This is a genomic window from Pseudomonas rustica, from assembly GCF_049959085.1.
Classification (GTDB): domain Bacteria; phylum Pseudomonadota; class Gammaproteobacteria; order Pseudomonadales; family Pseudomonadaceae; genus Aquipseudomonas; species Aquipseudomonas rustica.
In genome coordinates this window covers 3,544,871-3,565,539 of the sequence record NZ_CP188200.1, presented here as the reverse complement: position 1 = coordinate 3,565,539, position 20,669 = coordinate 3,544,871, and the positions used below count along the sequence as shown (strand labels likewise).

The following is a 20,669-nucleotide window of genomic DNA, read 5'->3' as shown; positions in this document are numbered from 1 at the left end:
CCAAAAACCGCTGAGTGGGCACTCCGCCATGAGCCCGCATTTGCGCTACACTGCGCCGCTTGTGCAGATCGATAGAGTTTGAAGGACAACCATGACGTTCAAGGCGCCGGACAGCCTCGCCGAGCAAATCGCTCACCACCTCGCCGAACGCATCATTCGTGGCGAAATGAAGCCGGGAGAGCGCATCCAGGAACAAAAGGTCACGCTGGCCCTCAATGTCAGCCGCGGCTCCGTTCGTGAAGCCTTGCTGATCCTTGAACGCCGCCACCTGATCGCGATCCTGCCGCGCCGTGGTGCGCACGTCACCGAAATGACGCCGCATAAGGTGCAGAGCCTGTGCACGCTGATGAGCGAGCTGTACATCCTGCTCGGCAACTCGGTGGCCAATGGCTGGCAAGTCCAGTCGGACATGGCGCCGTTCGTGCAGATCCAGCAGCGCCTGACCGCCAGCTACGAGCGCCAGGACATCCGCAGCTTTGTCGATGACAGCTTCAGCGTGATGCGCGCCGCCTATCCGTTCGCCAACAATCCTTACCTGCAAGAAACGGTCGAGAACCTGCAGCCGGCGATGAGCCGCGCCTACTTCCTCGCCCTCGAACAGCGCAAGGCGGAAATGAGCGAGTTCCTCGAACTGTTCGAACGCCTGCTGGCCGCCGTGCTTGCCCGTGATTTGCCGCAGATCCGCATCGTGCTCACGGCTTACGGCCAGCGCAGCTGCGATCTGGTGGTTGCTGCCTTGACGGGCGCTTAAGCGTGCGGCTCAAGTGCATCAAACTGGCGGGATTCAAATCCTTCGTCGACCCGACCACGGTGAACTTCCCCAGTAACATGGCGGCGGTCGTCGGGCCGAACGGTTGCGGCAAGTCGAACATCATCGACGCCGTTCGCTGGGTGATGGGCGAAAGTTCAGCGAAAAACCTGCGTGGCGAGTCGATGACCGATGTCATCTTCAACGGCTCGACCAGCCGCAAACCGGTGAGTCAGGCCAGTATCGAGCTGGTTTTCGACAACTCCGACGGCACGCTGCTGGGCGAATACGCGGCCTACGCGGAAATTTCCATTCGCCGCAAAGTCACCCGCGACAGCCAGACCACCTATTACCTCAACGGCACCAAATGCCGTCGTCGCGACATCACCGATATCTTCCTCGGCACCGGTCTCGGCCCGCGCAGCTACTCGATCATCGAGCAGGGGATGATCTCCAAGCTGATCGAATCCAAGCCCGAAGACCTGCGTAACTTTATTGAAGAAGCCGCGGGCATCTCGAAATATAAAGAGCGCCGTCGCGAGACCGAAAACCGCATCCGCCGCACCCACGAAAACCTCGCGCGTCTGACTGACTTGCGCGATGAGCTCGAGCGTCAACTCGAACGCCTGCACCGTCAGGCCGAAGCGGCGAAGAAGTACCAAGAATTCAAAGCCGAGGAGCGTCAGCTCAAGGCGCAACTGTCGGCCCTGCGCTGGCAGGATCTGAATGATCAGGTCGGTCAGCGCGAGTCGATCATCGGCACTCAGGAAATCAGTTTCGAAGCCTTGGTCGCTGAGCAGCGTAATGCCGACGCGGCCATCGAGCGCCTGCGCGACGGTCACCATGATCTGTCCGAGCGCTTCAATCTGGTGCAAGGGCGCTTCTATTCGGTCGGCGGTGACATCGCCCGGGTCGAACAGAGCATCCAGCACGGCCAGCAACGTCTGCGGCAGTTGCAAGACGATCTGAAAGAAGCCGAGCGCGCCCGCCTCGAAACCGAATCGCATCTGGGCCACGATCGCACACTGCTGCTGACCCTCGGCGAAGAGCTGGACATGCTCACCCCCGAGCAAGAAGTCACCAGCGCGGCCGCCGAAGAAGCCGCTGCGGCGCTGGAAGATTCCGAAAGCGTCATGCACGGCTGGCAGGAACAGTGGGACGCTTTCAACCTGACTGCCGCCGAACCGCGCCGTCAGGCTGAGGTGCAGCAGTCGCGCATCCAGCAGCTGGAAACCAGCATGGAGCGCCTCGCCGATCGACAAAAGCGTCTCGGCGAAGAGCGCGCGTTGCTCTCGGCCGACCCGGAAGACGCGGCGATCATGGAGCTCAACGAGCAGCTCGCCGAGTCCGAAGCGACCCTCGAAGATTTGCAGACCAGCGAAGAAGCGCAGGTCGAAAAACTCGAACAACTGCGTCAGGAATTGCAGCAAGCGCTGACCGCGCAGCAGCAGGCGCAGGGCGATTTACAGCGCCTCAATGGTCGGCTCGCATCCCTTGAAGCCTTGCAGCAAGCCGCGCTCGATCCGGGCACCGGCACCGCCGAGTGGCTGAAGGAGCACAACCTCGCCGAGCGTCCGCGCCTGGCTGAAGGTTTGAAGGTCGAGGCCGGTTGGGAATTGGCGGTGGAAACCGTGCTCGGCGCCGATCTGCAAGCGGTGCTGGTCGACGACTTCGGTGGCTTCGATTTGTCCGGTTTTACTCAGGGCGATTTGCGCCTGCTCAGCCCCGGCAATGATGGCGTGCGGGCAGCGGGCAGCTTGCTGGATAAAGTCGATGCGCAGATCGATCTGTCGCCGTGGCTCGGTCAGGTCAAACCGGTCGACAGCCTCGAGCAGGCGTTGGCTTTACGCGGGCAGTTGAGTGCTGGCGAGAGCTTGATCAGCCGCGACGGTTACTGGGTCGGTCGACACTTTTTACGTGTACGACGTGCCAGCGAAGCGGAAAGCGGCATGCTCGCCCGTGGTCAGGAAATCGAAGCGCTGCACCTCGAACGCGAAGAGAAAGAAGCCACCGTCGAGGCCATGGAAACCCGTCTGCAAACCCTGCGTGCGCAACAGCGTCAGCAGGAAAACGGTCGCGAACATTTGCGTCGTTTGCTGCAAGACGAAGCGCGCCAGCAAGGCGAACTGAAAGCTCAGTTGTCCGCCGGCAAAGCCAAGGCCGAACAGCTGACTCTGCGTCGCACCCGTCTCGATGAAGAGTTGATCGAACTCGGCGAACAGCGTGAGCTTGAGCACGAACAAGTCGGCGAAGCGCGCATGCAGTTGCAGGAAGCGCTGGATGCCATGGCGCTGGACACCGAGCAACGCGAGTTGTTGCTGGCCCAGCGTGACAGCCTGCGCGAACGCCTCGATCGCGTGCGTCAGGAAGCGCGGCAGCACAAGGATCATGCGCATCAATTGGCCGTGCGGCTCGGCTCGTTGCGCGCGCAGCATGACTCCACGCGTCAGGCGCTGGAGCGTCTGGAAATGCAGTCCGAGCGCCTGACTGAAAAACGCGAACAGTTGAGTCTGAACCTGGAGGAGGGCGAGGCGCCGCTGGAAGAGCTGCGCCTGAAACTCGAAGAGCTGCTCGACAAGCGCATGACCGTCGACGAAGAACTCAAGACTGCGCAGATCGCCCTGGAAGACGCCGACCGCGAATTGCGCGACGCGGAAAAACGCCGGACTCAGGCTGAACAACAATCGCAGTTGATTCGCGGCCAACTCGAACAGCAGCGCATGGAATGGCAAGCCCTGACCGTGCGCCGCAAGGCCTTGCAGGATCAATTGCTCGAAGACGGCTACGATCTCAACGGCGTGCTCGCGACATTAACCGCCCAAGCCAGTGAACGCGAAGCCGAAGAAGAACTCGAACGCATCAATGCGCGGATTCAACGCCTGGGCGCGATCAACCTCGCGGCCATCGACGAATACACGCAGCAGTCTGAGCGTAAGCGCTATCTGGATGCGCAGGACGCCGATCTAGTCGAAGCACTGGAGACGCTGGAAAACGTTATCCGCAAGATCGACAAGGAAACCCGTAACCGCTTCAAAGATACCTTTGATCAGATCAATGGCGGTTTACAGGCGCTTTTCCCAAAAGTTTTCGGTGGCGGGCGCGCGTATTTGGAACTGACGGGCGAAGATCTACTCGATACAGGGGTAACGATCATGGCGCAGCCGCCAGGGAAGAAGAACAGCACCATCCATTTGCTCTCCGGCGGGGAAAAAGCCCTGACCGCATTGGCACTGGTTTTTGCGATCTTCAAGTTGAACCCGGCGCCGTTCTGCATGCTCGATGAGGTTGACGCGCCGCTGGATGACGCTAACGTTGGACGCTACGCACGCTTGGTCAAAGAGATGTCGCAGACCGTGCAGTTCATCTATATCACCCACAACAAAATCGCCATGGAAATGGCCGAGCAGTTGATGGGCGTAACGATGCATGAACCGGGTTGTTCGCGACTGGTGGCCGTGGATGTCGAAGAGGCAATGGCGATGGTGGACGCCTAGCGGCGCAGCTTTGAGCGACAAGCTTTGAGCTACAAGCTAGAAGCTTACGGCTCGAAGCCTGAGCGAAGCGAGCTCACAATTTGCGCAGCGATTTCGACAGACGGTGTAAAGTTGCCTTTGGTCGTGCTAGTTTAATGTCAAATTTTCGTATACGTGGGCAAAACGCCTGTCAGAACATAGAGTTGGCGCCACGTTTTAAAGCGGTTTGCACAGTGTAAACCCCTTATTTTTCAGCATTTTTTATAGAGGCACGGGATTACATGGAAATCGGTCTGCGCGAGTGGCTGATCGTCATCGGCATCATAGTGATAGCCGGTATTCTTTTCGATGGCTGGCGCCGTATGCGCGGCGGCAAGGGAAAACTGAAGTTCCGTCTTGACCGAAGTCTGTCCAACCTGCCGGACGAGGACACCAGCGCTGAGCTGTTGGGCCCGGCCCGCGTGCTGGACACGCATAAAGAGCCGCAGCTGGACGAACACGATTTGCCGTCGGTGAGCATGCCGGCCCGCGAAGCACGCGAGCCTCGCGATTCCGGCAACAAACGTGGCAAACGTGGCGGCAAAGGTTCGGCGCAGGGCGACTTGAACCTCGATCTGGATCTGGATGACGGCCCGAGCTTCAGCAGCCGTGACGATGATTTCGCCGACGACAGCAAGCCTGCACCGGCCGTGGTCGAAAAAGATCAGCCGCAAGCTGAAGAAGTTTTGGTGATCAGCGTGATCTGCCGCGACGCCGCCGGCTTCAAAGGCCCGGCGCTGTTGCAGAACATTCTGGAAAGCGGTCTGCGTTTTGGCGAAATGGATATTTTCCACCGTCACGAAAGCATGGCCGGCAACGGTGAAGTGCTGTTCTCGATGGCCAACGCGGTCAAACCGGGCATTTTTGATCTGGACGACATCGACCATTTCAGCACCCCGGCGGTGAGCTTCTTCCTCGGCCTGCCAGGCCCGCGTCATCCAAAGCAAGCCTTCGACGTGATGGTGGCCGCAGCCCGCAAGCTGTCGCAGGAACTCAACGGCGAGCTGAAAGATGACCAGCGCAGCGTGCTGACCGCGCAGACGATCGAGCACTACCGTCAGCGCATCGTTGAATTCGAACGCCGCGCATTGACCCAGAAGCGCTAAGGCCAGATCAAAAGATCGCAGCCTTCGGCAGCTCCTACAGAGGATCGCGATCCTGTAGGAGCTGTCGAGTGCAACGAGGCTGCGATCTTTTAAGGATGAAACTGGAGCAGCCTCGGCTGCTCTTTTGCTTTATGAGAGAACACCCATGACCGCCGCCAAAAACCGCATTCTCGAGCTGCGCGCTGAACTCGATCAGCACAACTACCGTTACCACGTCCTCGACGAGCCGAGCATTCCGGACGCCGAGTACGACCGGTTGTTCCACGAGCTCAAGGCGCTGGAAGCGGCCAATCCGGAACTGATCACCAGCGACTCGCCGACCCAGCGCGTCGGCAGCGTGGCGCTCACCGCGTTCACTCAGGTGCGTCACGAAGTACCGATGCTCAGCCTCGGCAACGCCTTCGAAGAAAGCGACATGCGCGAGTTCGATCGTCGCGTCACCGAAGGTCTTGATATCCCTGCCGGCGATTTGTTCGGCGGCGGCGCGGCGGTGGAATACAGCTGCGAACCGAAACTCGATGGCCTGGCGGTCAGCCTGCTGTATCAGGACGGCGTGCTGGTACGCGGCGCCACACGCGGCGACGGCACCACCGGCGAAGACATCAGCGTCAATGTGCGCACCGTGCGCAACATTCCGCTGAAGCTGCACGGCGAAGGCTGGCCGGCGACCCTCGAAGTGCGCGGCGAAGTGTTCATGTCCAAGGCCGGTTTCGAGCGCCTCAACGCCTCGCAACTGGAAGTCGGCGGCAAGACCTTCGCCAACCCGCGCAACGCCGCCGCCGGCAGCTTGCGTCAGCTGGATTCGAAGATCACCGCCAACCGTCCGCTGGAATTCTGCTGCTACGGCATCGGCCAGGTCTCCCACGACATTTCCGACACCCACATCGGCAACCTCAAGCAATTGCAGAAGTGGGGCATGCCGATCAGCCATGAGCTGAAACTGGCAAAAGGCATCGACGAATGCCTGGATTACTACCGCGACATCGGCGCACGCCGTAACGCGCTGACCTATGAAATCGACGGCGTGGTGTTCAAGGTCAACAGCATTGCCGATCAGCGCGAACTGGGCTTCCGCGCCCGCGAACCGCGCTGGGCGATCGCGCATAAATTCCCGGCGATGGAAGAACTCACCGAGCTGCTTGATGTGGAATTTCAGGTCGGTCGCACTGGCGCTGTTACGCCGGTCGCACGATTGAAACCGGTCAAGGTGGCTGGCGTCACCGTGGCCAATGCCACGCTGCACAACATGGACGAAGTCGCGCGTCTGGGCCTGATGATCGGCGACACCGTGATCATTCGCCGTGCCGGTGACGTGATTCCGCAAGTGGTGCAAGTGGTGCTGGAGCGTCGTCCGGACAACGCCCGCCCAGTGGCGATTCCCGAGAGCTGCCCGGTGTGCGGCTCGCACGTTGAGCGCACGCAACTGATCAAGCGCAGCAAGGGCAAGGAAACCGTCAGCGAAGGCGCGGTGTATCGCTGCGTGGGTCGACTGGCCTGTGGCGCGCAACTGAAGCAGGCGATCATCCACTTCGTCTCGCGTCGGGCGATGGACATCGAAGGCTTGGGCGACAAGAGCGTCGAGCAGTTGGTCGATGAGGGCTTGGTCAGTTCACCGGCCGATTTGTATGCGCTGAAGTTCGACGACATCGTCGATCTTGAAGGTTTTGCCGAGGTCTCCAGTAACAAGCTGTTGGCGGCCATCGAAGACAGCAAGAAGCCGGGGCTGGCGCGTTTCATCTATGCGCTGGGCATTCCCGATGTCGGCGAGGAGACCGCCAAGGTGCTGGCGCGCTCGCTGGGTTCGCTGGAGCGCGTGCAGCAGGCGTTGCCGCAAGTGCTGACGTATTTGCCGGATGTCGGTCTGGAAGTGGCGCACGAGATTCACAGCTTCTTTGAAGATGCGCATAACCAGCAGGTGATCACCGAATTGCTGGGCCATGGCTTGCAGATTCAGGATCAGGGCGAGTTGGGCGCAGAATTCGCGGCCAGCACCACGCTTGGCGGTTTCCTCGACAAGCTGCACATTCCTTCGGTCGGCCCGGGTGGCGCGCAGAAACTGGCGGACAAGTTTGGTTCGCTGGAAGCGGTGATGAACGCCGACTGGCTGGACATGCGTCAGGCGTTGCCGGAGAAACAGGCGAATTCGGTGCGCGAGTTTTTTGCGGTCGCGGAGAATCGACAACTGGCTGAGGCTTCTGAGAAGCAACTGCGTGATTTCGGCATGCACTGGCAGAGCGAGAAGAAAGTCGTCGAAGGCTTGCCGTTGTCCGGCGAGACCTGGGTGCTGACGGGTAAGGTCGAGTTGATGAGCCGGGATGTGGCTAAAGATCACCTCGAAAGCCTGGGGGCGAAGGTTGCCGGTTCGGTCTCGGCGAAAACTCATTGCGTTGTTGCAGGCCCCGGTGCCGGATCGAAACTGACCAAAGCCAATGAGCTGGGCGTAAAAGTGATGGACGAAGAAACCTTCATCGCATTCCTCAAAACCCATGGCCTTCAGGTCTGACACAAAATCCATGGCCTTCAGGTCTGACACAAAACCCATGGCCTTCAGGTATGACACAAAACCCATGGGCTTCAGGTCTGACACAAAACCCATGGCCTTTAGGTCTGACACAAAGCCCATGGCCTTCAGGTCTGACACAAAACCCTGTGGCGAGGGGATTTATCCCCGTTCGGCGACGCAGTCGTCGCAAAACCAGACAACGCGGTACACCTGATTAACAGCGTCGTATGGATTTGGGGTCGCTTCGCAACCCAGCGGGGATAAATCCCCTCGCCACAATGGTGCTATCACTTGGTTGCACTTGATCGTTCCCACGCTCCCGCGTGGGAATGCCGCCCCGGACGCTCCGCGTCCGCTGTGACGCAGAGCGTCACTGGATGCATTCCCACGCAGAGCGTGGGAACGATCATCGCGCCAGAATGATCTAGTCTCTGCAAGCCCCAGAGAGAGATCGCCATGCACCGTTTTTTCGAGCAACTGAGTTCTCGCATCATCGCGCCGTTCATGGGCGAATCTTCGCGCAACAGCAAAGTCTGGCCGTGCCGCTGCGGCCAGTCGTTGTTCTTTCGCAACAGCCAGTGCCTGGCCTGCAATGCCTTGCTCGGCTACCAGCCGGAAGAAAGCCGCATCACCTCCCTGTCGCCCGGTGTGGAGAACGGCACGTGGACGCTGGATGCTGATCCCGACGCAGGCCTGTTTCGCCGCTGCGCCAACCTCGACACGCCCGCCGCGTGCAACTGGCTGCTGCCGGCCAACGTCGACGATGCTTTGTGCGTCGCTTGCAGCCTCAATCGCACCATCCCCGACCTGTCCGATCCGGAAAATCCCGAGCGCTGGCGCAAGGTTGAAATCGCCAAGCGCCGCCTCGTCGCGCAACTGATCACTCTTGGCTTGCAGGTCATCCCGAAAACCGTGGATGAAGACAGCGGCCTCGCTTTCGATTTCATCGGCGTCGACCTCGAAGGCAACGCGCCGATGACCGGCCACGCGAACGGCCTGATCACCCTCGACATCAAAGAAGCCGACGACGCCCACCGCGAGCGGGTGAGGGCGCAGATGCATGAACCGTATCGCACGCTGCTCGGGCATTTTCGGCATGAGGTCGGGCACTACTATTGGGATCGGCTGATCGCCAACGGCCCGTGGCTCGATTCATTCCGTAACCTGTTCGGCGACGAGCGCGCCAGTTACGCCGAGGCGCTCGATCGTCATTACCAACAAGGCGCGCCCCTCGACTGGCCTCAGCACTATGTCAGCGCCTACGCGACCATGCACCCGTGGGAAGACTGGGCGGAAACATGGGCGCATTACCTGCACATGATGGACGCGGTGGACACGGCGCTGGGGTTTGGCATGAGCGCGCGGGAAATGGATTTCGATTACCAGCCGTTTCCGAGCAGCACGCTGTACGACCCGCAGCATCCCGGTGGCGAGGCGTTCCTGGCGTTTGTTAATGCGTGGATCGAGTTGGCCGGCATGCTCAATGAATTGTCACGCAGCATGGGCCAGCCGGATTTTTACCCGTTCGTGCTGCCGGCGGCTGCGATTGCCAAGCTGCACTTTATTCATCTGGTGATCCAGCAGGCGGGCGGCAAAGCGGACGAGGTACTGGCCCTGTAGGAGCTGCCGCAGGCTGCGATCTTTATGTCCTTGACCTTGTTCATGTTTTTAATCTGAAACCAACGGTTGTAACTTCGTCTCAGATAGGTACAATGGCGCGGCTCGCCGACAGGCAAGCGTCGTTATGGTGACCCCATCGGTCCCCCCGCAACGATTACCCGTGAACCTGGTCAGAGCCGGAAGGCAGCAGCCACAGCGGGAACATTGTGTGCCGGGGTGTGGCTGGTGGGGTCGCCACCTTAACGAACAATCGAACGCTTCAACCAGAACTGCATGGGTTTCACCCACTGCGGTTTTTTTGTGTCTGCGATTTTCCAAAACGAAACAAATCCCCTGCTGACAAAGATCCTGTAGGAGCAAGGCTTGCCCGCGAAGACGGTGTGTCAGGTTTACATTTTTTCACTGACACACCGCCTTCGCGGGTAAGCCTTGCTCCTACACAGTTATGGGGTGTTGTCGGACTGGCCGGTGTAAAGCCGGATAATCTCATCAATCTCCCCCGACATTTTCATCCGCAACAACGTGCGCAAGATCCGTTGCACCGGCACCTTCGGGTCGTTCCTTACATAACAACCGACCTTCTGCTCTTGCAACACCGCCACCGCTTGCAATTGCTGCTCCGGCGTCAGGCGCTGATTGAACCAGTCCAGCGTCCACTGATTGCTCACCGCATAGCGATAACGCCCGGCCAGTAACTTCTCCAACACCTGCTCCTGATTGCGCGCATCTTCGCGGTGCAAGCGATCGGTATCGAACAGTGGTTGCAGGGTAGGGTAGATGTAACCAAGCACGGTGCCGATGGATTGCCGGGGCAGGCTGGGAGGGTCGACGTTGGCAGGCTGATCCTTGCGACTGACCAACAGATCACGCTGAAACAACAGCGGCAGACTCCAGATGTAATCCCCCGACTGATTCGGCAGCCACGATTGCGCGGCATAGCAGCGCACATCAATCTCGCCGTGCTCCATGGCGCTCTGCACCCGGGCGCGCGGCAGCACGTGAAACTCGGCCGGCGCGCCGACCTGGGTGGCGAGGCTGAGCATGATGTCGTAGAGGATGCCCTGGGTCGGGCGGCCGCGTTCGTATTGCACCATCGGCATCGCCCAACTGTCGGGCATGGCAAAGCGCAGCGGTGGCTCTGCGGCCGCCACGCTCAGGCTGAATCCCAGCAGTGCCCCCACGGCCCAACGCATAAACGCTCCGGTAATTCCCTGTCCTGAGCCGATAAAAGCCTCTGCTGATGGAGCTTAGCCACATTAGACGAGGACATCGGATGCAATTTTGCCCTTGCTCCGCTAGCATTAGCCGCTTCTGCTTCCTTCGCTGCGACGGTTTTCGATGAGTTATCAGGTTCTTGCACGTAAATGGCGTCCGCGCTCGTTCCGCGAAATGGTCGGCCAGACCCATGTGCTCAAAGCTCTGATCAATGCCTTGGACAGCCAGCGGCTGCACCACGCGTACCTGTTTACCGGTACTCGCGGGGTGGGTAAAACCACGATTGCGCGGATCATTGCCAAATGCCTGAACTGTGAGACAGGTATCACTTCCAGCCCGTGCGGCGAGTGCTCGGTGTGCCGTGAAATCGACGAAGGCCGCTTTGTCGACCTGATCGAGATCGACGCCGCGAGCCGCACCAAGGTCGAAGACACCCGCGAGTTGCTCGACAACGTGCAGTACGCGCCGAGCCGTGGGCGCTTCAAGGTCTACCTGATCGACGAAGTGCACATGCTCTCCAGCCATTCCTTCAATGCGCTGCTGAAAACCCTCGAAGAGCCGCCGCCGTACGTCAAGTTCATCCTGGCGACCACCGACCCGCAGAAACTTCCGGCAACGATTTTGTCGCGCTGCCTTCAGTTCTCGCTGAAGAACATGACGCCGGAGCGCGTGGTCGAGCATTTGACCCACGTGCTGACCGCCGAAAGCGTGCCGTTCGAAGACGATGCACTGTGGCTGCTCGGTCGCGCCGCTGACGGTTCGATGCGTGACGCCATGAGCCTGACCGATCAGGCCATTGCTTTCGGTGAAGGCAAGGTACTCGCCACCGACGTGCGGGCGATGCTCGGCACGCTGGATCACGGTCAGGTCTTCGACGTTCTGCATTCGTTAATTGAAGGCGATGCCAAGGCATTGCTTGAAGCGGTGCGCCACCTGGCCGAGCAGGGCCCTGACTGGAACGGCGTGCTCTCGGAAATTCTCAACGTGCTGCACCGCGTCGCTATCGCTCAAGCGCTGCCGGAAGGCGTCGACAACGGCCATGGCGATCGCGATCGCGTGTTGGCGCTGGCGCAAGCCTTGCCGGCCGAAGATGTGCAGTTCTATTACCAGATGGGCCTGATCGGCCGCCGCGATTTGCCGCTGGCGCCGGATCCGCGCGGCGGTTTCGAAATGGTGCTGCTGCGGATGCTGGCCTTCCGGCCGGCTGATACGGCGGACGCCCCGAGGCAACCGCTAAAGCCAGTGGGGATCAGCCAGGCCACAGTTGATTCCGCAAATTCAGTGGCTGCCGCGCCTAAACCTGCGCCGGTGGTTGCTGCGGCTGTTGCCCCGACGCCGGCTCCTGTAACAGCACCTGCGCCAGCTCCAGAGCCTGCGCCGGTTGCTCCTGTTGCTCCAGTTGCCGAGCCAGAGCCAGAGCCAGAGCCAACGCCCGTCGTCGCCGAAGCCGTTGTCGATCTGCCGTGGAACGATCCGGTAGAAGCCGAGGCTGAGCCAGAACCCGAGCCAGCTCAGCAACCTGCCGTCGAGCCCATGCTGGAAACCGCTGCCGAGCAACCCGAGTTGCCGCCGATGCCGTTGCCGACCCCGGACAGCGTCGTCCCTGACGCGCCGGAGTGGGCCGCCGCGCCGATTCCAGAGCCGTCAGTCGCCGACGTCGATGCCGCTACCCCGGGCACCGACATGGACGACGAGCCGCCGCTGGACGAGGATTACATCGAGCCGGACATGGACTCGGCGTACAGCTACCTCGACGAACTGGCCAGCGAACACGCCGCCGACCCAGAGCCGGAACCCGAACCTGAGCCCGCAGCGGCGCCAGCCACCGGTCTGGCCTTGCAATGGCTTGAGCTGTTCCCGAAACTGCCGATCTCCGGCATGACCGGCAGCATCGCCGCCAACTGTACGTTGATCGCGGTTGATGGCGATCATTGGCTGATGCACCTCGATCCGGCGCACAGTGCGCTGTTCAACGCCACGCAGCAGCGACGTCTGAACGATGCGTTGAACCAGTTCCACGGTCGCACGCTGACGCTGACCATCGAGCTGATCAAACCCGAGCAGGAGACCCCGGCTCAGGCCGCCTCCCGTCGCCGGGCCAACCGTCAGCGCGAAGCGGAGGAGTCGATTCATGGCGATCCGTTCATCCAGCAGATGGTTCAGCAGTTTGGCGCGGTGGTGCGACACGATACTATTGAACCTGTCGACGCCTTGGTCGCCCAAGGCTAATAACTGAAGGTGGCCGGCCTCCATGGCCGGGCGCTGTTTTGATCCAAGTACTTTTGAGGTGATTCCCATGATGAAAGGTGGCATGGCCGGCCTGATGAAGCAGGCGCAGCAGATGCAGGAAAAAATGGCCAAGATGCAGGAAGAACTGGCCAACGCCGAAGTCACCGGTAAGGCCGGCGGCGATATGGTCACCGTGGTGATGACCGGTCGTCACGACCTCAAGCGCGTCAGCATCGACCCGACCCTGCTGCCGGGTCTGGACGAAGACGACCGTGAAGTGATCGAAGACCTGGTCGCCGCCGCCGTCAACGACGCCGTGCGCAAGATCGAAGCCAGCAGCCAGGAAAAAATGGGCGGCATGACCGCCGGCATGAACCTGCCTGCGGGTATGAAACTGCCATTCTGATTCGCCAATCGGCGGCAGATGAGCTACACAAAATGCCAGGCATTGCGCCTGGCATTTTTGTTTCTGGCGGGTGGAGAGCTGTGTTGGTCATGCGGACGCCTTCGCGAGCAAGCCCGCTCCCACAGGTGATTGCATTCCATCTGGAGAAATGCGGTCGAATGTGGGAGCGGGCTTGCTCGCGAAGAAGTCGACTCAGTCCACCTGAAGAAACATCGAACACCCCACCGCCTCAACGGTCTGCTCCCTATACCCGCTGAATTCATCATTCACAGGAGACGCTGACATGTCCGACCCTCTTACCCTCAATCAACGCTTCGTCCTTGCCTCGCGTCCGGTTGGCGCGCCGACCCCGGAAAACTTCCGCCTCGAACGCGAAGCGCTGCCCGATCTGCAGGACGGCCAGATACTGCTGAAAACCCTCTACCTGTCCCTCGACCCCTACATGCGCGGTCGCATGAGTGACGCACCGTCCTACGCCGCGCCCGTCGAAATCGGCGAGGTGATGACCGGTGGCGCTGTCAGTCGCGTCGAAGACTCGCGTCATCGGAAGTTTCATAAAGGTGATCTGGTGGTCGGTGCCACAGGCTGGCAAAGCCACAGCATCAGCGATGGCCGCGACATCATCCCGATCCCGTCCGGGTTGCCGAGCCCGTCGATGGCCCTCGGTGTGCTGGGCATGCCCGGCATGACCGCGTACATGGGCCTGATGGACATCGGTCAGCCGAAAGAAGGCGAGACCCTCGTCGTCGCTGCCGCGTCCGGTGCTGTCGGTTCGGTGGTCGGGCAAGTGGCGAAGATCAAAGGCCTGCGCGCGGTCGGTGTCGCCGGTGGTGCCGAGAAGTGCAAATACGTGGTCGAGGAATTGGGCTTCGACGCCTGCATCGATCACAAGGCTGACGACTTCGCCGAGCAACTGGCCAAGGCGTGCCCGAATGGCATCGACATCTATTACGAAAACGTCGGCGGCCACGTATTCGACGCGGTCGTGCCGTTGCTCAACCCTAAAGCGCGCATCCCGCTGTGCGGCCTGATCGCCGGTTACAACGCCTCTGAAGCCCCGAAAGGCCCGGATCGTCTGCCGATGCTGCAGCGTACGTTGCTGACCAAACGCGTACGCATTCAGGGTTTCATCGTGTTTGATGACTACGGCGATCGTCAGCCGGAATTCATCAGCGCGATGGTGCCGTGGGTGCGCGATGGCAAGGTGAAATTCCGCGAAGACGTGGTCGATGGCCTGGAGCAGGCGCCGGAAGCGTTTATCGGTCTGCTGGAGGGGCGTAACTTCGGCAAACTGGTGGTGCGGGTCGCTCAGGACTGAGTATTTGACGCTGGCCAGAGGCGCGGGTATAAACCGCGTCTCGTTGTTTTGTCGGACTTTTTACCCATGAGCTTCAGCCCTTTGATTCGCCAACTGATCGACGCCCTGCGCACCTTGCCCGGCGTGGGTCAGAAAACCGCCCAGCGCATGGCGTTGCAGATGCTCGAGCGTGATCGCAGCGGCGGTCTGCGTCTGGCTCAGGCCTTGAGCCAAGCCATGGAAGGGGTCGGTCACTGCCGCCAATGCCGCACGCTGACCGAAGACGATCTGTGCCCGCAATGCGCCGACACCCGCCGCGATGACACGTTGTTGTGTGTGGTCGAAGGGCCGATGGATGTCTATGCGGTCGAGCAAACGGGCTTCCGTGGCCGCTACTTTGTGCTCAAGGGGCATTTGTCGCCGCTGGACGGTCTCGGGCCTGAGGCGATCGGTATTCCGCAACTGATGGCGCGGATTGAAGAGGCGGGGACGTTTGCTGAAGTGATCCTTGCGACCAATCCTACGGTTGAGGGTGAAGCCACAGCGCATTACATCGCGCAGTTGTTGCAGAACAAAGGCCTGATCGCTTCGCGGATTGCTCACGGTGTGCCGTTGGGTGGCGAACTGGAACTGGTGGATGGCGGCACGCTGGCGCATTCGTTTGCCGGGCGGAAACCGATTTCCCTCTGATAAAAATCAAAAGATCGCAGCCTGCGGCAGCTCCTACAGGGAAACGCATTCCAATGTAGGAGCTGCCGCAGGCTGCGATCTTTTGCTCTTCTGTATCTTGTAAACCAAGCAAGCGCTCGGTTAAGTTCGGCGAACCCTTCCGTGGAGCTCGCCCATGCCTGCCTTTCAGGAATACTTCGACCCAAGCCATCAATTAGTCCGCGACAGCGTCAGACGTTTCGTCGAACGCGAAATCCTGCCGGACATTGACCAGTGGGAAGAAGCCGAAAGCTTCCCCTGTGAGCTGTACCTGAAGGCTGGTGCCGCCGGCATCCTCGGCATCGGCTACCCGGAAGCGCTCGGTGGCAGCCATGAAGGCGATCTCTTCGCCAAGGTCGCCGCCAGTGAAGAGCTGATGCGCTGCGGCTCTGGTGGCCTGGTAGCGGGGCTTGGCTCGCTGGATATCGGTCTGCCGCCCATCGTCAAATGGGCTCGCCCTGAAGTGCGAGATCGCGTCGTGCCACAAGTGCTCAGCGGCGAAAAGATCAGCGCCTTGGCAGTTACCGAGCCCGGTGGCGGCTCTGACGTCGCCAACCTGCAAACCCGCGCCGTGCGTGATGGCGACGTCTATCGGGTCAGCGGCAGCAAAACCTTCATTACCAGTGGCGTGCGCGCGGATTTCTACACCGTCGCGGTACGCACCGGTGCGCCAGGCTTCGGTGGCATCAGCCTGTTGATGATCGAGAAGGGCACACCCGGTTTCACCGTGGGCCGTCAGTTGAAGAAAATGGGCTGGTGGGCGTCGGACACGGCTGAATTGTTCTTCGACGATTGCCGTGTGCCTGTAGGAAATCTGATCGGCGCCGAGAACATGGGCTTCGCCTGCATCATGGGCAATTTTCAGAGCGAACGCCTGGCCTTGGCGCTGATGGCCAACATGACTTCGCAGCTTGCACTGGAGGAAAGCCTGAAGTGGGCGCGCGAGCGGGAAGCCTTTGGCAAACCGATTGGCAAGTTTCAGGTGATCAAACATCGACTGGCCGAGATGGCCACAGCGCTGGAAGTGTCACGCGAATTCACTTACCGGCAAGCGGCGAAAATGGCGGCGGGGCAGAGTGTGATCAAAGAGATTTCCATGGCGAAGAACTTTGCCACGGACACCTCGGATCGGATTACCACGGAGGCGGTGCAGATTCTTGGTGGGCTGGGGTATATGCGCGAGAGTCTGGTGGAGCGGCTGTATCGGGATAACCGCATCTTGTCGATTGGCGGCGGGACGCGGGAAGTGATGAACGAGATTATCAGCAAGCAGATGGGGCTTTAAAGTCAAAAGATCGCAGCCTTCGGCAGCTCCTACAGGGAAACGCACATCCCAATGTAGGAGCTGCCGAAGGCTGCGATCTTTTGCTCTTGATTACTTATCGGTCAACGCAAACTGCGTCAGGCAGAAGGTAGGGATGCCCATGTCCTGCAGACGCTGCGAACCTTGCAGCTCCGGCAGGTCAATAATCGCCGCCGCCTCATGCACCCGCGCGCCCATGCGACGAATCAGGTTGGCCGCCGCAATCAGGGTGCCGCCGGTGGCGATCAAATCATCAAACATCACCACCGAATCGCCTTCGCACAGGCTATCCGCGTGCACTTCCAGAAACGCTTCGCCGTATTCGGTCGCGTAACCTTCAGCGAGCACGTCCGCCGGCAGTTTGCCTTGCTTGCGGAACAGCACCAGTGGCTTGTTCAACTGATAGGCCAGTACCGAACCGATCAGAAAACCGCGCGCATCCATCGCGCCGATGTGGGTGAAATCAGCCTCCACGTAGCGGTGGGCGAAGCTGTCCATCACCAGGCGCAGGGCCGTGGGCGATTGGAACAGCGGGGTGATGTCGCGAAAGATCACGCCCGGTTTCGGGAAGTCGATCACGGGGCGGATCAGGGATTTGATGTCGAAGGAGTCGAAGACCATCGTCGAGGTGTCCTGGCAGGGCTGCAAACGGCGCAGTATACCCGCGGCTGAAACGCTTCGCTCAACCGCGGATCGAGATCAGCCTTCTAACGAACCACCGGCCAGCGCGCAGAGCTGGATCGGGTCGAGGATGTGAATCTCCTTGCCCTCGGCGGCGATCAGCTGGTTTTGCTGGAAGCGGGTGAACACGCGGGACACGGTTTCCACCGCCAGACCCAAGTAGTTACCGATTTCGTTACGCGACATTGCAAGGCGGAATTGATTGGCCGAAAAGCCGCGAGCGCGGAAGCGTGCGGACAGGTTGACCAGGAAGGTGGCGATGCGCTCGTCGGCGGTTTTCTTCGACAGCAGCAACATCATTTGCTGGTCATCGCGAATTTCGCGGCTCATCACGCGCATCAACTGACGGCGCAACTGCGGCAATTGCAGGGCCAGTTCGTCGAGGCGTTCAAAGGGAATTTCGCAGACCGAGGTGGTTTCCAGCGCCTGAGCGGACACCGGGTGTTTCTCGGTGTCCATGCCGGACAGGCCGACCAGTTCGCTTGGCAAGTGGAAGCCGGTCAGTTGTTCTTCGCCGGAATCGCTCAGGCTGAAAGTCTTCAGGGCGCCGGAACGTACTGCAAAAACGGAATCGAACGTGTCGCCCTGGCGGAACAGGAACTCACCCTTTTTCAACGGGCGGCCACGTTTAACGATCTCGTCCAGCGCATCCATGTCTTCCAGATTCAGAGAAAGTGGCAGGCAGAGAGGGGCCAGGCTGCAATCCTTGCAATGAGCCTGGTTATGAGCGCGCAGTTTAACTGGCTCGGACATTTCTTTAATCCTTGTGGGAAAACACACATAAGACGTAAGGGTAACCCACAAGAGGACGTTCAGGCCAGTGCGTGGCGCGTCTGTCCTGCCGGCAAAGTGTCGCTGTCCGGACTGGTTCATTTTGCTGGGCGCTCAGATCACCCGGGAAAAACGCTGGCGGTTTTGCTGCTCCAGGTAAGCGTCAAACACCATGCACACCGAACGCACCAGCAAGCGTCCCGCCGGCAGAATCTCGATGCGGTCACGATCCAGAGTGATCAAGCCATCGTTGGCCATGCCTTGCAGTTGTGGCCATAGCGCGCCGAAGTAACCCTGAAAATCGATGTTGAACTGCTGCTCGATCTCGGCGAAATCCAGACTGAAGTTGCAGATGAGTTGCTGAATCACCGCACGTCGTAGCCGATCATCGGCGTTGCACACCAAGCCACGGCTGGTTGCCAGTTGCGCGGCGGCGAGGCTGTTCTGGTATTCGTTCAGATCGCTGCTGTTCTGGCAGTACAGGTCGCCAATCTGGCTGATCGCCGAAACCCCCAGACCAATCAAATCGCAATGGCCGTGGGTGGTGTAGCCCTGGAAGTTGCGTTGCAGGGTTTCCTCTTCCTGAGCAATCGCCAGTTCGTCATCGGGCAGGGCGAAGTGATCCATGCCGATGTAGCGGTAACCGGCGGCGATCAATTGTTCGGTGGTGCGCTGAAACATCTCCAGTTTCTGCGCCGGGCTCGGCAGTTCGCTGGTGTTGATCCGCCGCTGCGGCATAAAGCGTTCCGGCAGGTGCGCGTAGTTGAACACCGAGAGCCGATCCGGTTGCAGGCTGATGACTTCCTCGACGGTACGGGCGAAGTTGTCCGGGGTCTGTTTGGGCAGGCCGTAAATCAGGTCGATGTTGATCGAGCGAAATTGCAGGGTGCGCGCCGCATCGATCACGGCGCGGGTTTCTTCCAGACTTTGCAGGCGATTGACTGCGCGTTGTACGGCCGGATCGAGGTCTTGCAGGCCGATGCTGACGCGATTGAAACCGAGTTCACGCAGCAGGCCCATGGTCGACCAGTCGGCTTCGCGCGGGTCGATTTCGATGCCGTAATCGCCGGAATCGTCATCCAGCAGATTGAAATGCTTGCGCAGGTGCGCCATCAACTGACGCAGTTCATCGTGGCTGAGAAAGGTCGGGGTGCCGCCGCCGAAGTGCAGTTGCTCGACTTTTTGTGCGGGGTCGAGGTGGCAGGCGATCAACTGGATTTCCTGCTCCAGACGTTGCAGGTACGGCAGGGCGCGGCCGCGATCCTTGGTGATGACCTTGTTGCAGGCGCAGTAGTAGCAAATGTTCGCGCAGAACGGCACATGCACATACAGCGACAACGGGCGCAGGGCCTTGCGGCTGTCGCGCAGAGCGTGAAACAGATCGAACGAGCCGACCTGACTGTGAAATTGCACGGCCGTCGGATACGAGGTGTAGCGCGGTCCCGCGAGATCGTAACGGCGAATCAGATCAGAGTCCCAACGAATGGCGTCGAGCATGCGGGCATTCCCCCGAATAGGCTGGCAGTGTGGGGGGAGTCTATCGGGGTGCGGCGATGAGGCACTTGATTTGCATCAACCGCAGGAGATCAAAAGATCGCAGCCTTCGGCAGCTCCTACTTTGGAATGTGTAACTCTGTAGGAGCTGCCGAAGGCTGCGATCTTTTGATCTTAATGCCCCATGAGCCAATGTTGATGCGGGCCGGGCAGGGTCCAGACGCCGAAAAGGATGACCAGCAGCCCACCCGTCATGCGCACGCTGCGCTTGCGCAACAGCGCAGTGACGCGCTCTGCCGCTAGGCCCGTGGCGAGCAAGACCGGCCACGTCCCCAGCCCAAACGCGAGCATCAACAACGCACTGTCCAGCGCATTGCCCTGACTCGCCGACCACAGCAACGTGCTGTAAACCAGCCCACACGGCAGCCAGCCCCACAACGCGCCGAGCAACAACGCACGCGGCACACTCGACACGGGCAACAAACGGTTAGCCACTGGCTGAATGTGCCGCCACAACCCGCGTCCGAGGCTTTCGATCCGCGTCAGCCCGCTCCACCAACCGGCCAGGTACAAACCCATGGCGATCAACAACAAACCGGCCAGTACGCGCATGAACATCGCCGCAGGACTGTTGGCAACCGCCCAGCCCGCCAGACCGATCAGCAATCCCGCCGTGGCATAACTGAGAATCCGTCCGAGGTTATACGCCAGCAGCAGACGAAAACGCCGACTGCGTTGCTCCTTGGGAATCGCCAGGGTCAGCGCGCCCATCAAGCCGCCGCACATGCCCAGGCAATGGCCGCCACCGAGCAAGCCGAGGATCAGCGCCGAGACCAGCAGTGGCGCCAGTTCAAGCATGGGGTGGGGCCTTGTCGTCCGGTTTGGTCGCGTTGACTTCGTCGACGGCGGCGGTGTGTTGCGGATCCTGATCGTCGAACAGGATGCTGTGGGCCGGGCCGTCGAGGTCGTCGTACTGACCGCTGTCCACCGCCCAGAAGAAAATGTAAACGGCGATGGCCACGATCAGCAGTGCGGCGGGGATCATCACGTAGAGAGCTGGCATCTGTACTCCATGC

At 60.3% G+C, this 20,669-nt stretch carries 16 protein-coding genes and 1 other RNA gene; 11 read left to right on the top strand and 6 right to left on the bottom strand.

All coding sequences use genetic code 11. The features are described 5' to 3' along the window. The first annotated feature begins 91 nt into the window (after nt 1-91). The 6 genes from ACP3TY_RS16110 to ffs all read left to right on the top strand — a co-directional run bounded on the left by ACP3TY_RS16110 (nt 92) and on the right by ffs (nt 9,720). Nucleotides 92-751 carry a GntR family transcriptional regulator gene (locus ACP3TY_RS16110; protein ID WP_053118751.1) on the top strand — a complete coding sequence of 220 codons (660 nt, stop codon included), beginning with the start codon at nt 92-94 and terminating at the stop codon, nt 749-751. Between the two features lie 2 nt (nt 752-753). Beyond that, nucleotides 754-4,242 (top strand): chromosome segregation protein SMC, encoded by a 3,489-nt coding sequence (smc, locus tag ACP3TY_RS16105; RefSeq protein WP_426617978.1) that lies wholly within the window; start codon nt 754-756, stop codon nt 4,240-4,242. Between the two features lie 260 nt (nt 4,243-4,502). Next, entirely contained in the window at nt 4,503-5,366 is an 864-nt protein-coding gene (gene zipA / locus ACP3TY_RS16100; protein ID WP_212544350.1) for a cell division protein ZipA, read from the top strand. A gap of 145 nt (nt 5,367-5,511) precedes the next feature. Further along, nucleotides 5,512-7,869, top strand: coding sequence for an NAD-dependent DNA ligase LigA (ligA, locus tag ACP3TY_RS16095; protein ID WP_426617977.1), 2,358 nt, complete (start codon nt 5,512-5,514; stop codon nt 7,867-7,869). Nucleotides 7,870-8,325: 456 nt separating this feature from the next. Then, nucleotides 8,326-9,489, top strand: a complete 1,164-nt coding sequence (locus tag ACP3TY_RS16090; RefSeq protein WP_212544352.1) for a zinc-binding metallopeptidase family protein — start codon at nt 8,326-8,328, stop codon at nt 9,487-9,489. 134 nt (nt 9,490-9,623) lie between these two features. Further along, nucleotides 9,624-9,720: signal recognition particle sRNA small type (gene ffs / locus ACP3TY_RS16085), an RNA gene on the top strand. A gap of 212 nt (nt 9,721-9,932) precedes the next feature. Here the strand turns inward: ffs and ACP3TY_RS16080 are convergent. Then, complete coding sequence (locus ACP3TY_RS16080; RefSeq protein WP_426617976.1) at nt 9,933-10,682, bottom strand: substrate-binding periplasmic protein; 750 nt, start codon at nt 10,680-10,682, stop codon at nt 9,933-9,935. A gap of 145 nt (nt 10,683-10,827) precedes the next feature. On the opposite strand from ACP3TY_RS16080, the gene dnaX reads away from it, so the two are divergent. From dnaX to ACP3TY_RS16055, 5 genes are all read left to right on the top strand, one after another. Then, nucleotides 10,828-12,933 (top strand): DNA polymerase III subunit gamma/tau, encoded by a 2,106-nt coding sequence (gene dnaX / locus ACP3TY_RS16075; RefSeq protein WP_426617975.1) that lies wholly within the window; start codon nt 10,828-10,830, stop codon nt 12,931-12,933. A gap of 67 nt (nt 12,934-13,000) precedes the next feature. Then, nucleotides 13,001-13,339 (top strand): YbaB/EbfC family nucleoid-associated protein, encoded by a 339-nt coding sequence (locus ACP3TY_RS16070; protein ID WP_053118768.1) that lies wholly within the window; start codon nt 13,001-13,003, stop codon nt 13,337-13,339. 283 nt (nt 13,340-13,622) lie between these two features. Next, on the top strand, nt 13,623-14,657 hold the full coding sequence (locus tag ACP3TY_RS16065; protein ID WP_426617974.1) for an NADP-dependent oxidoreductase: 1,035 nt from the start codon (nt 13,623-13,625) through the stop codon (nt 14,655-14,657). 66 nt (nt 14,658-14,723) lie between these two features. Continuing rightward, a complete protein-coding gene (gene recR, locus ACP3TY_RS16060) occupies nt 14,724-15,326 on the top strand; it encodes a recombination mediator RecR (RefSeq protein ID WP_008088815.1) in 603 nt (200 codons plus the stop codon). Nucleotides 15,327-15,480: 154 nt separating this feature from the next. Next, the gene (locus ACP3TY_RS16055) at nt 15,481-16,629 is read left to right on the top strand and encodes an acyl-CoA dehydrogenase family protein (RefSeq protein ID WP_426617973.1); all 1,149 of its coding nucleotides are present in this window, start codon (nt 15,481-15,483) and stop codon (nt 16,627-16,629) included. A 90-nt stretch (nt 16,630-16,719) separates the two neighbouring features. On the opposite strand, the gene ACP3TY_RS16050 is transcribed toward ACP3TY_RS16055, so the two are convergent. The 5 genes from ACP3TY_RS16050 to ccoS all read right to left on the bottom strand — a co-directional run bounded on the left by ACP3TY_RS16050 (nt 16,720) and on the right by ccoS (nt 20,656). Continuing rightward, a complete protein-coding gene (locus ACP3TY_RS16050; protein WP_024012326.1) occupies nt 16,720-17,268 on the bottom strand; it encodes an adenine phosphoribosyltransferase in 549 nt (182 codons plus the stop codon). A 78-nt stretch (nt 17,269-17,346) separates the two neighbouring features. Beyond that, nucleotides 17,347-18,081: a fumarate/nitrate reduction transcriptional regulator Fnr gene (gene fnr / locus ACP3TY_RS16045; protein ID WP_053118774.1), complete on the bottom strand. Its 735-nt coding sequence runs from the start codon at nt 18,079-18,081 to the stop codon at nt 17,347-17,349. Between the two features lie 132 nt (nt 18,082-18,213). After that, nucleotides 18,214-19,596: an oxygen-independent coproporphyrinogen III oxidase gene (hemN, locus tag ACP3TY_RS16040; RefSeq protein WP_400651649.1), complete on the bottom strand. Its 1,383-nt coding sequence runs from the start codon at nt 19,594-19,596 to the stop codon at nt 18,214-18,216. Nucleotides 19,597-19,767: 171 nt separating this feature from the next. Then, nucleotides 19,768-20,451, bottom strand: a complete 684-nt coding sequence (locus ACP3TY_RS16035; RefSeq protein WP_053118777.1) for a sulfite exporter TauE/SafE family protein — start codon at nt 20,449-20,451, stop codon at nt 19,768-19,770. Then, entirely contained in the window at nt 20,444-20,656 is a 213-nt protein-coding gene (ccoS, locus tag ACP3TY_RS16030) for a cbb3-type cytochrome oxidase assembly protein CcoS (RefSeq protein ID WP_053118779.1), read from the bottom strand. The genes ACP3TY_RS16035 and ccoS overlap by 8 nt, the downstream gene beginning before the upstream one ends. Between the last annotated feature and the right edge of the window lie 13 nt (nt 20,657-20,669).

What these genes read in the sequence shown, in the direction of transcription:
- ACP3TY_RS16110 (WP_053118751.1), top strand. Translation starts at nt 92, where the DNA reads ATGACGTTCAAGGCGCCGGACAGCCTCGCCGAGCAAATCGCTCACCAC.
- zipA (WP_212544350.1), top strand. Translation starts at nt 4,503, where the DNA reads ATGGAAATCGGTCTGCGCGAGTGGCTGATCGTCATCGGCATCATAGTG.
- ligA (WP_426617977.1), top strand. Translation starts at nt 5,512, where the DNA reads ATGACCGCCGCCAAAAACCGCATTCTCGAGCTGCGCGCTGAACTCGAT.
- ACP3TY_RS16090 (WP_212544352.1), top strand. Translation starts at nt 8,326, where the DNA reads ATGCACCGTTTTTTCGAGCAACTGAGTTCTCGCATCATCGCGCCGTTC.
- ACP3TY_RS16080 (WP_426617976.1), bottom strand. Translation starts at nt 10,682, where the DNA reads ATGCGTTGGGCCGTGGGGGCACTGCTGGGATTCAGCCTGAGCGTGGCG.
- dnaX (WP_426617975.1), top strand. Translation starts at nt 10,828, where the DNA reads ATGAGTTATCAGGTTCTTGCACGTAAATGGCGTCCGCGCTCGTTCCGC.
- ACP3TY_RS16070 (WP_053118768.1), top strand. Translation starts at nt 13,001, where the DNA reads ATGATGAAAGGTGGCATGGCCGGCCTGATGAAGCAGGCGCAGCAGATG.
- ACP3TY_RS16065 (WP_426617974.1), top strand. Translation starts at nt 13,623, where the DNA reads ATGTCCGACCCTCTTACCCTCAATCAACGCTTCGTCCTTGCCTCGCGT.
- recR (WP_008088815.1), top strand. Translation starts at nt 14,724, where the DNA reads ATGAGCTTCAGCCCTTTGATTCGCCAACTGATCGACGCCCTGCGCACC.
- ACP3TY_RS16055 (WP_426617973.1), top strand. Translation starts at nt 15,481, where the DNA reads ATGCCTGCCTTTCAGGAATACTTCGACCCAAGCCATCAATTAGTCCGC.
- ACP3TY_RS16050 (WP_024012326.1), bottom strand. Translation starts at nt 17,268, where the DNA reads ATGGTCTTCGACTCCTTCGACATCAAATCCCTGATCCGCCCCGTGATC.
- fnr (WP_053118774.1), bottom strand. Translation starts at nt 18,081, where the DNA reads ATGTCCGAGCCAGTTAAACTGCGCGCTCATAACCAGGCTCATTGCAAG.
- hemN (WP_400651649.1), bottom strand. Translation starts at nt 19,596, where the DNA reads ATGCTCGACGCCATTCGTTGGGACTCTGATCTGATTCGCCGTTACGAT.
- ACP3TY_RS16035 (WP_053118777.1), bottom strand. Translation starts at nt 20,451, where the DNA reads ATGCTTGAACTGGCGCCACTGCTGGTCTCGGCGCTGATCCTCGGCTTG.
- ccoS (WP_053118779.1), bottom strand. Translation starts at nt 20,656, where the DNA reads ATGCCAGCTCTCTACGTGATGATCCCCGCCGCACTGCTGATCGTGGCC.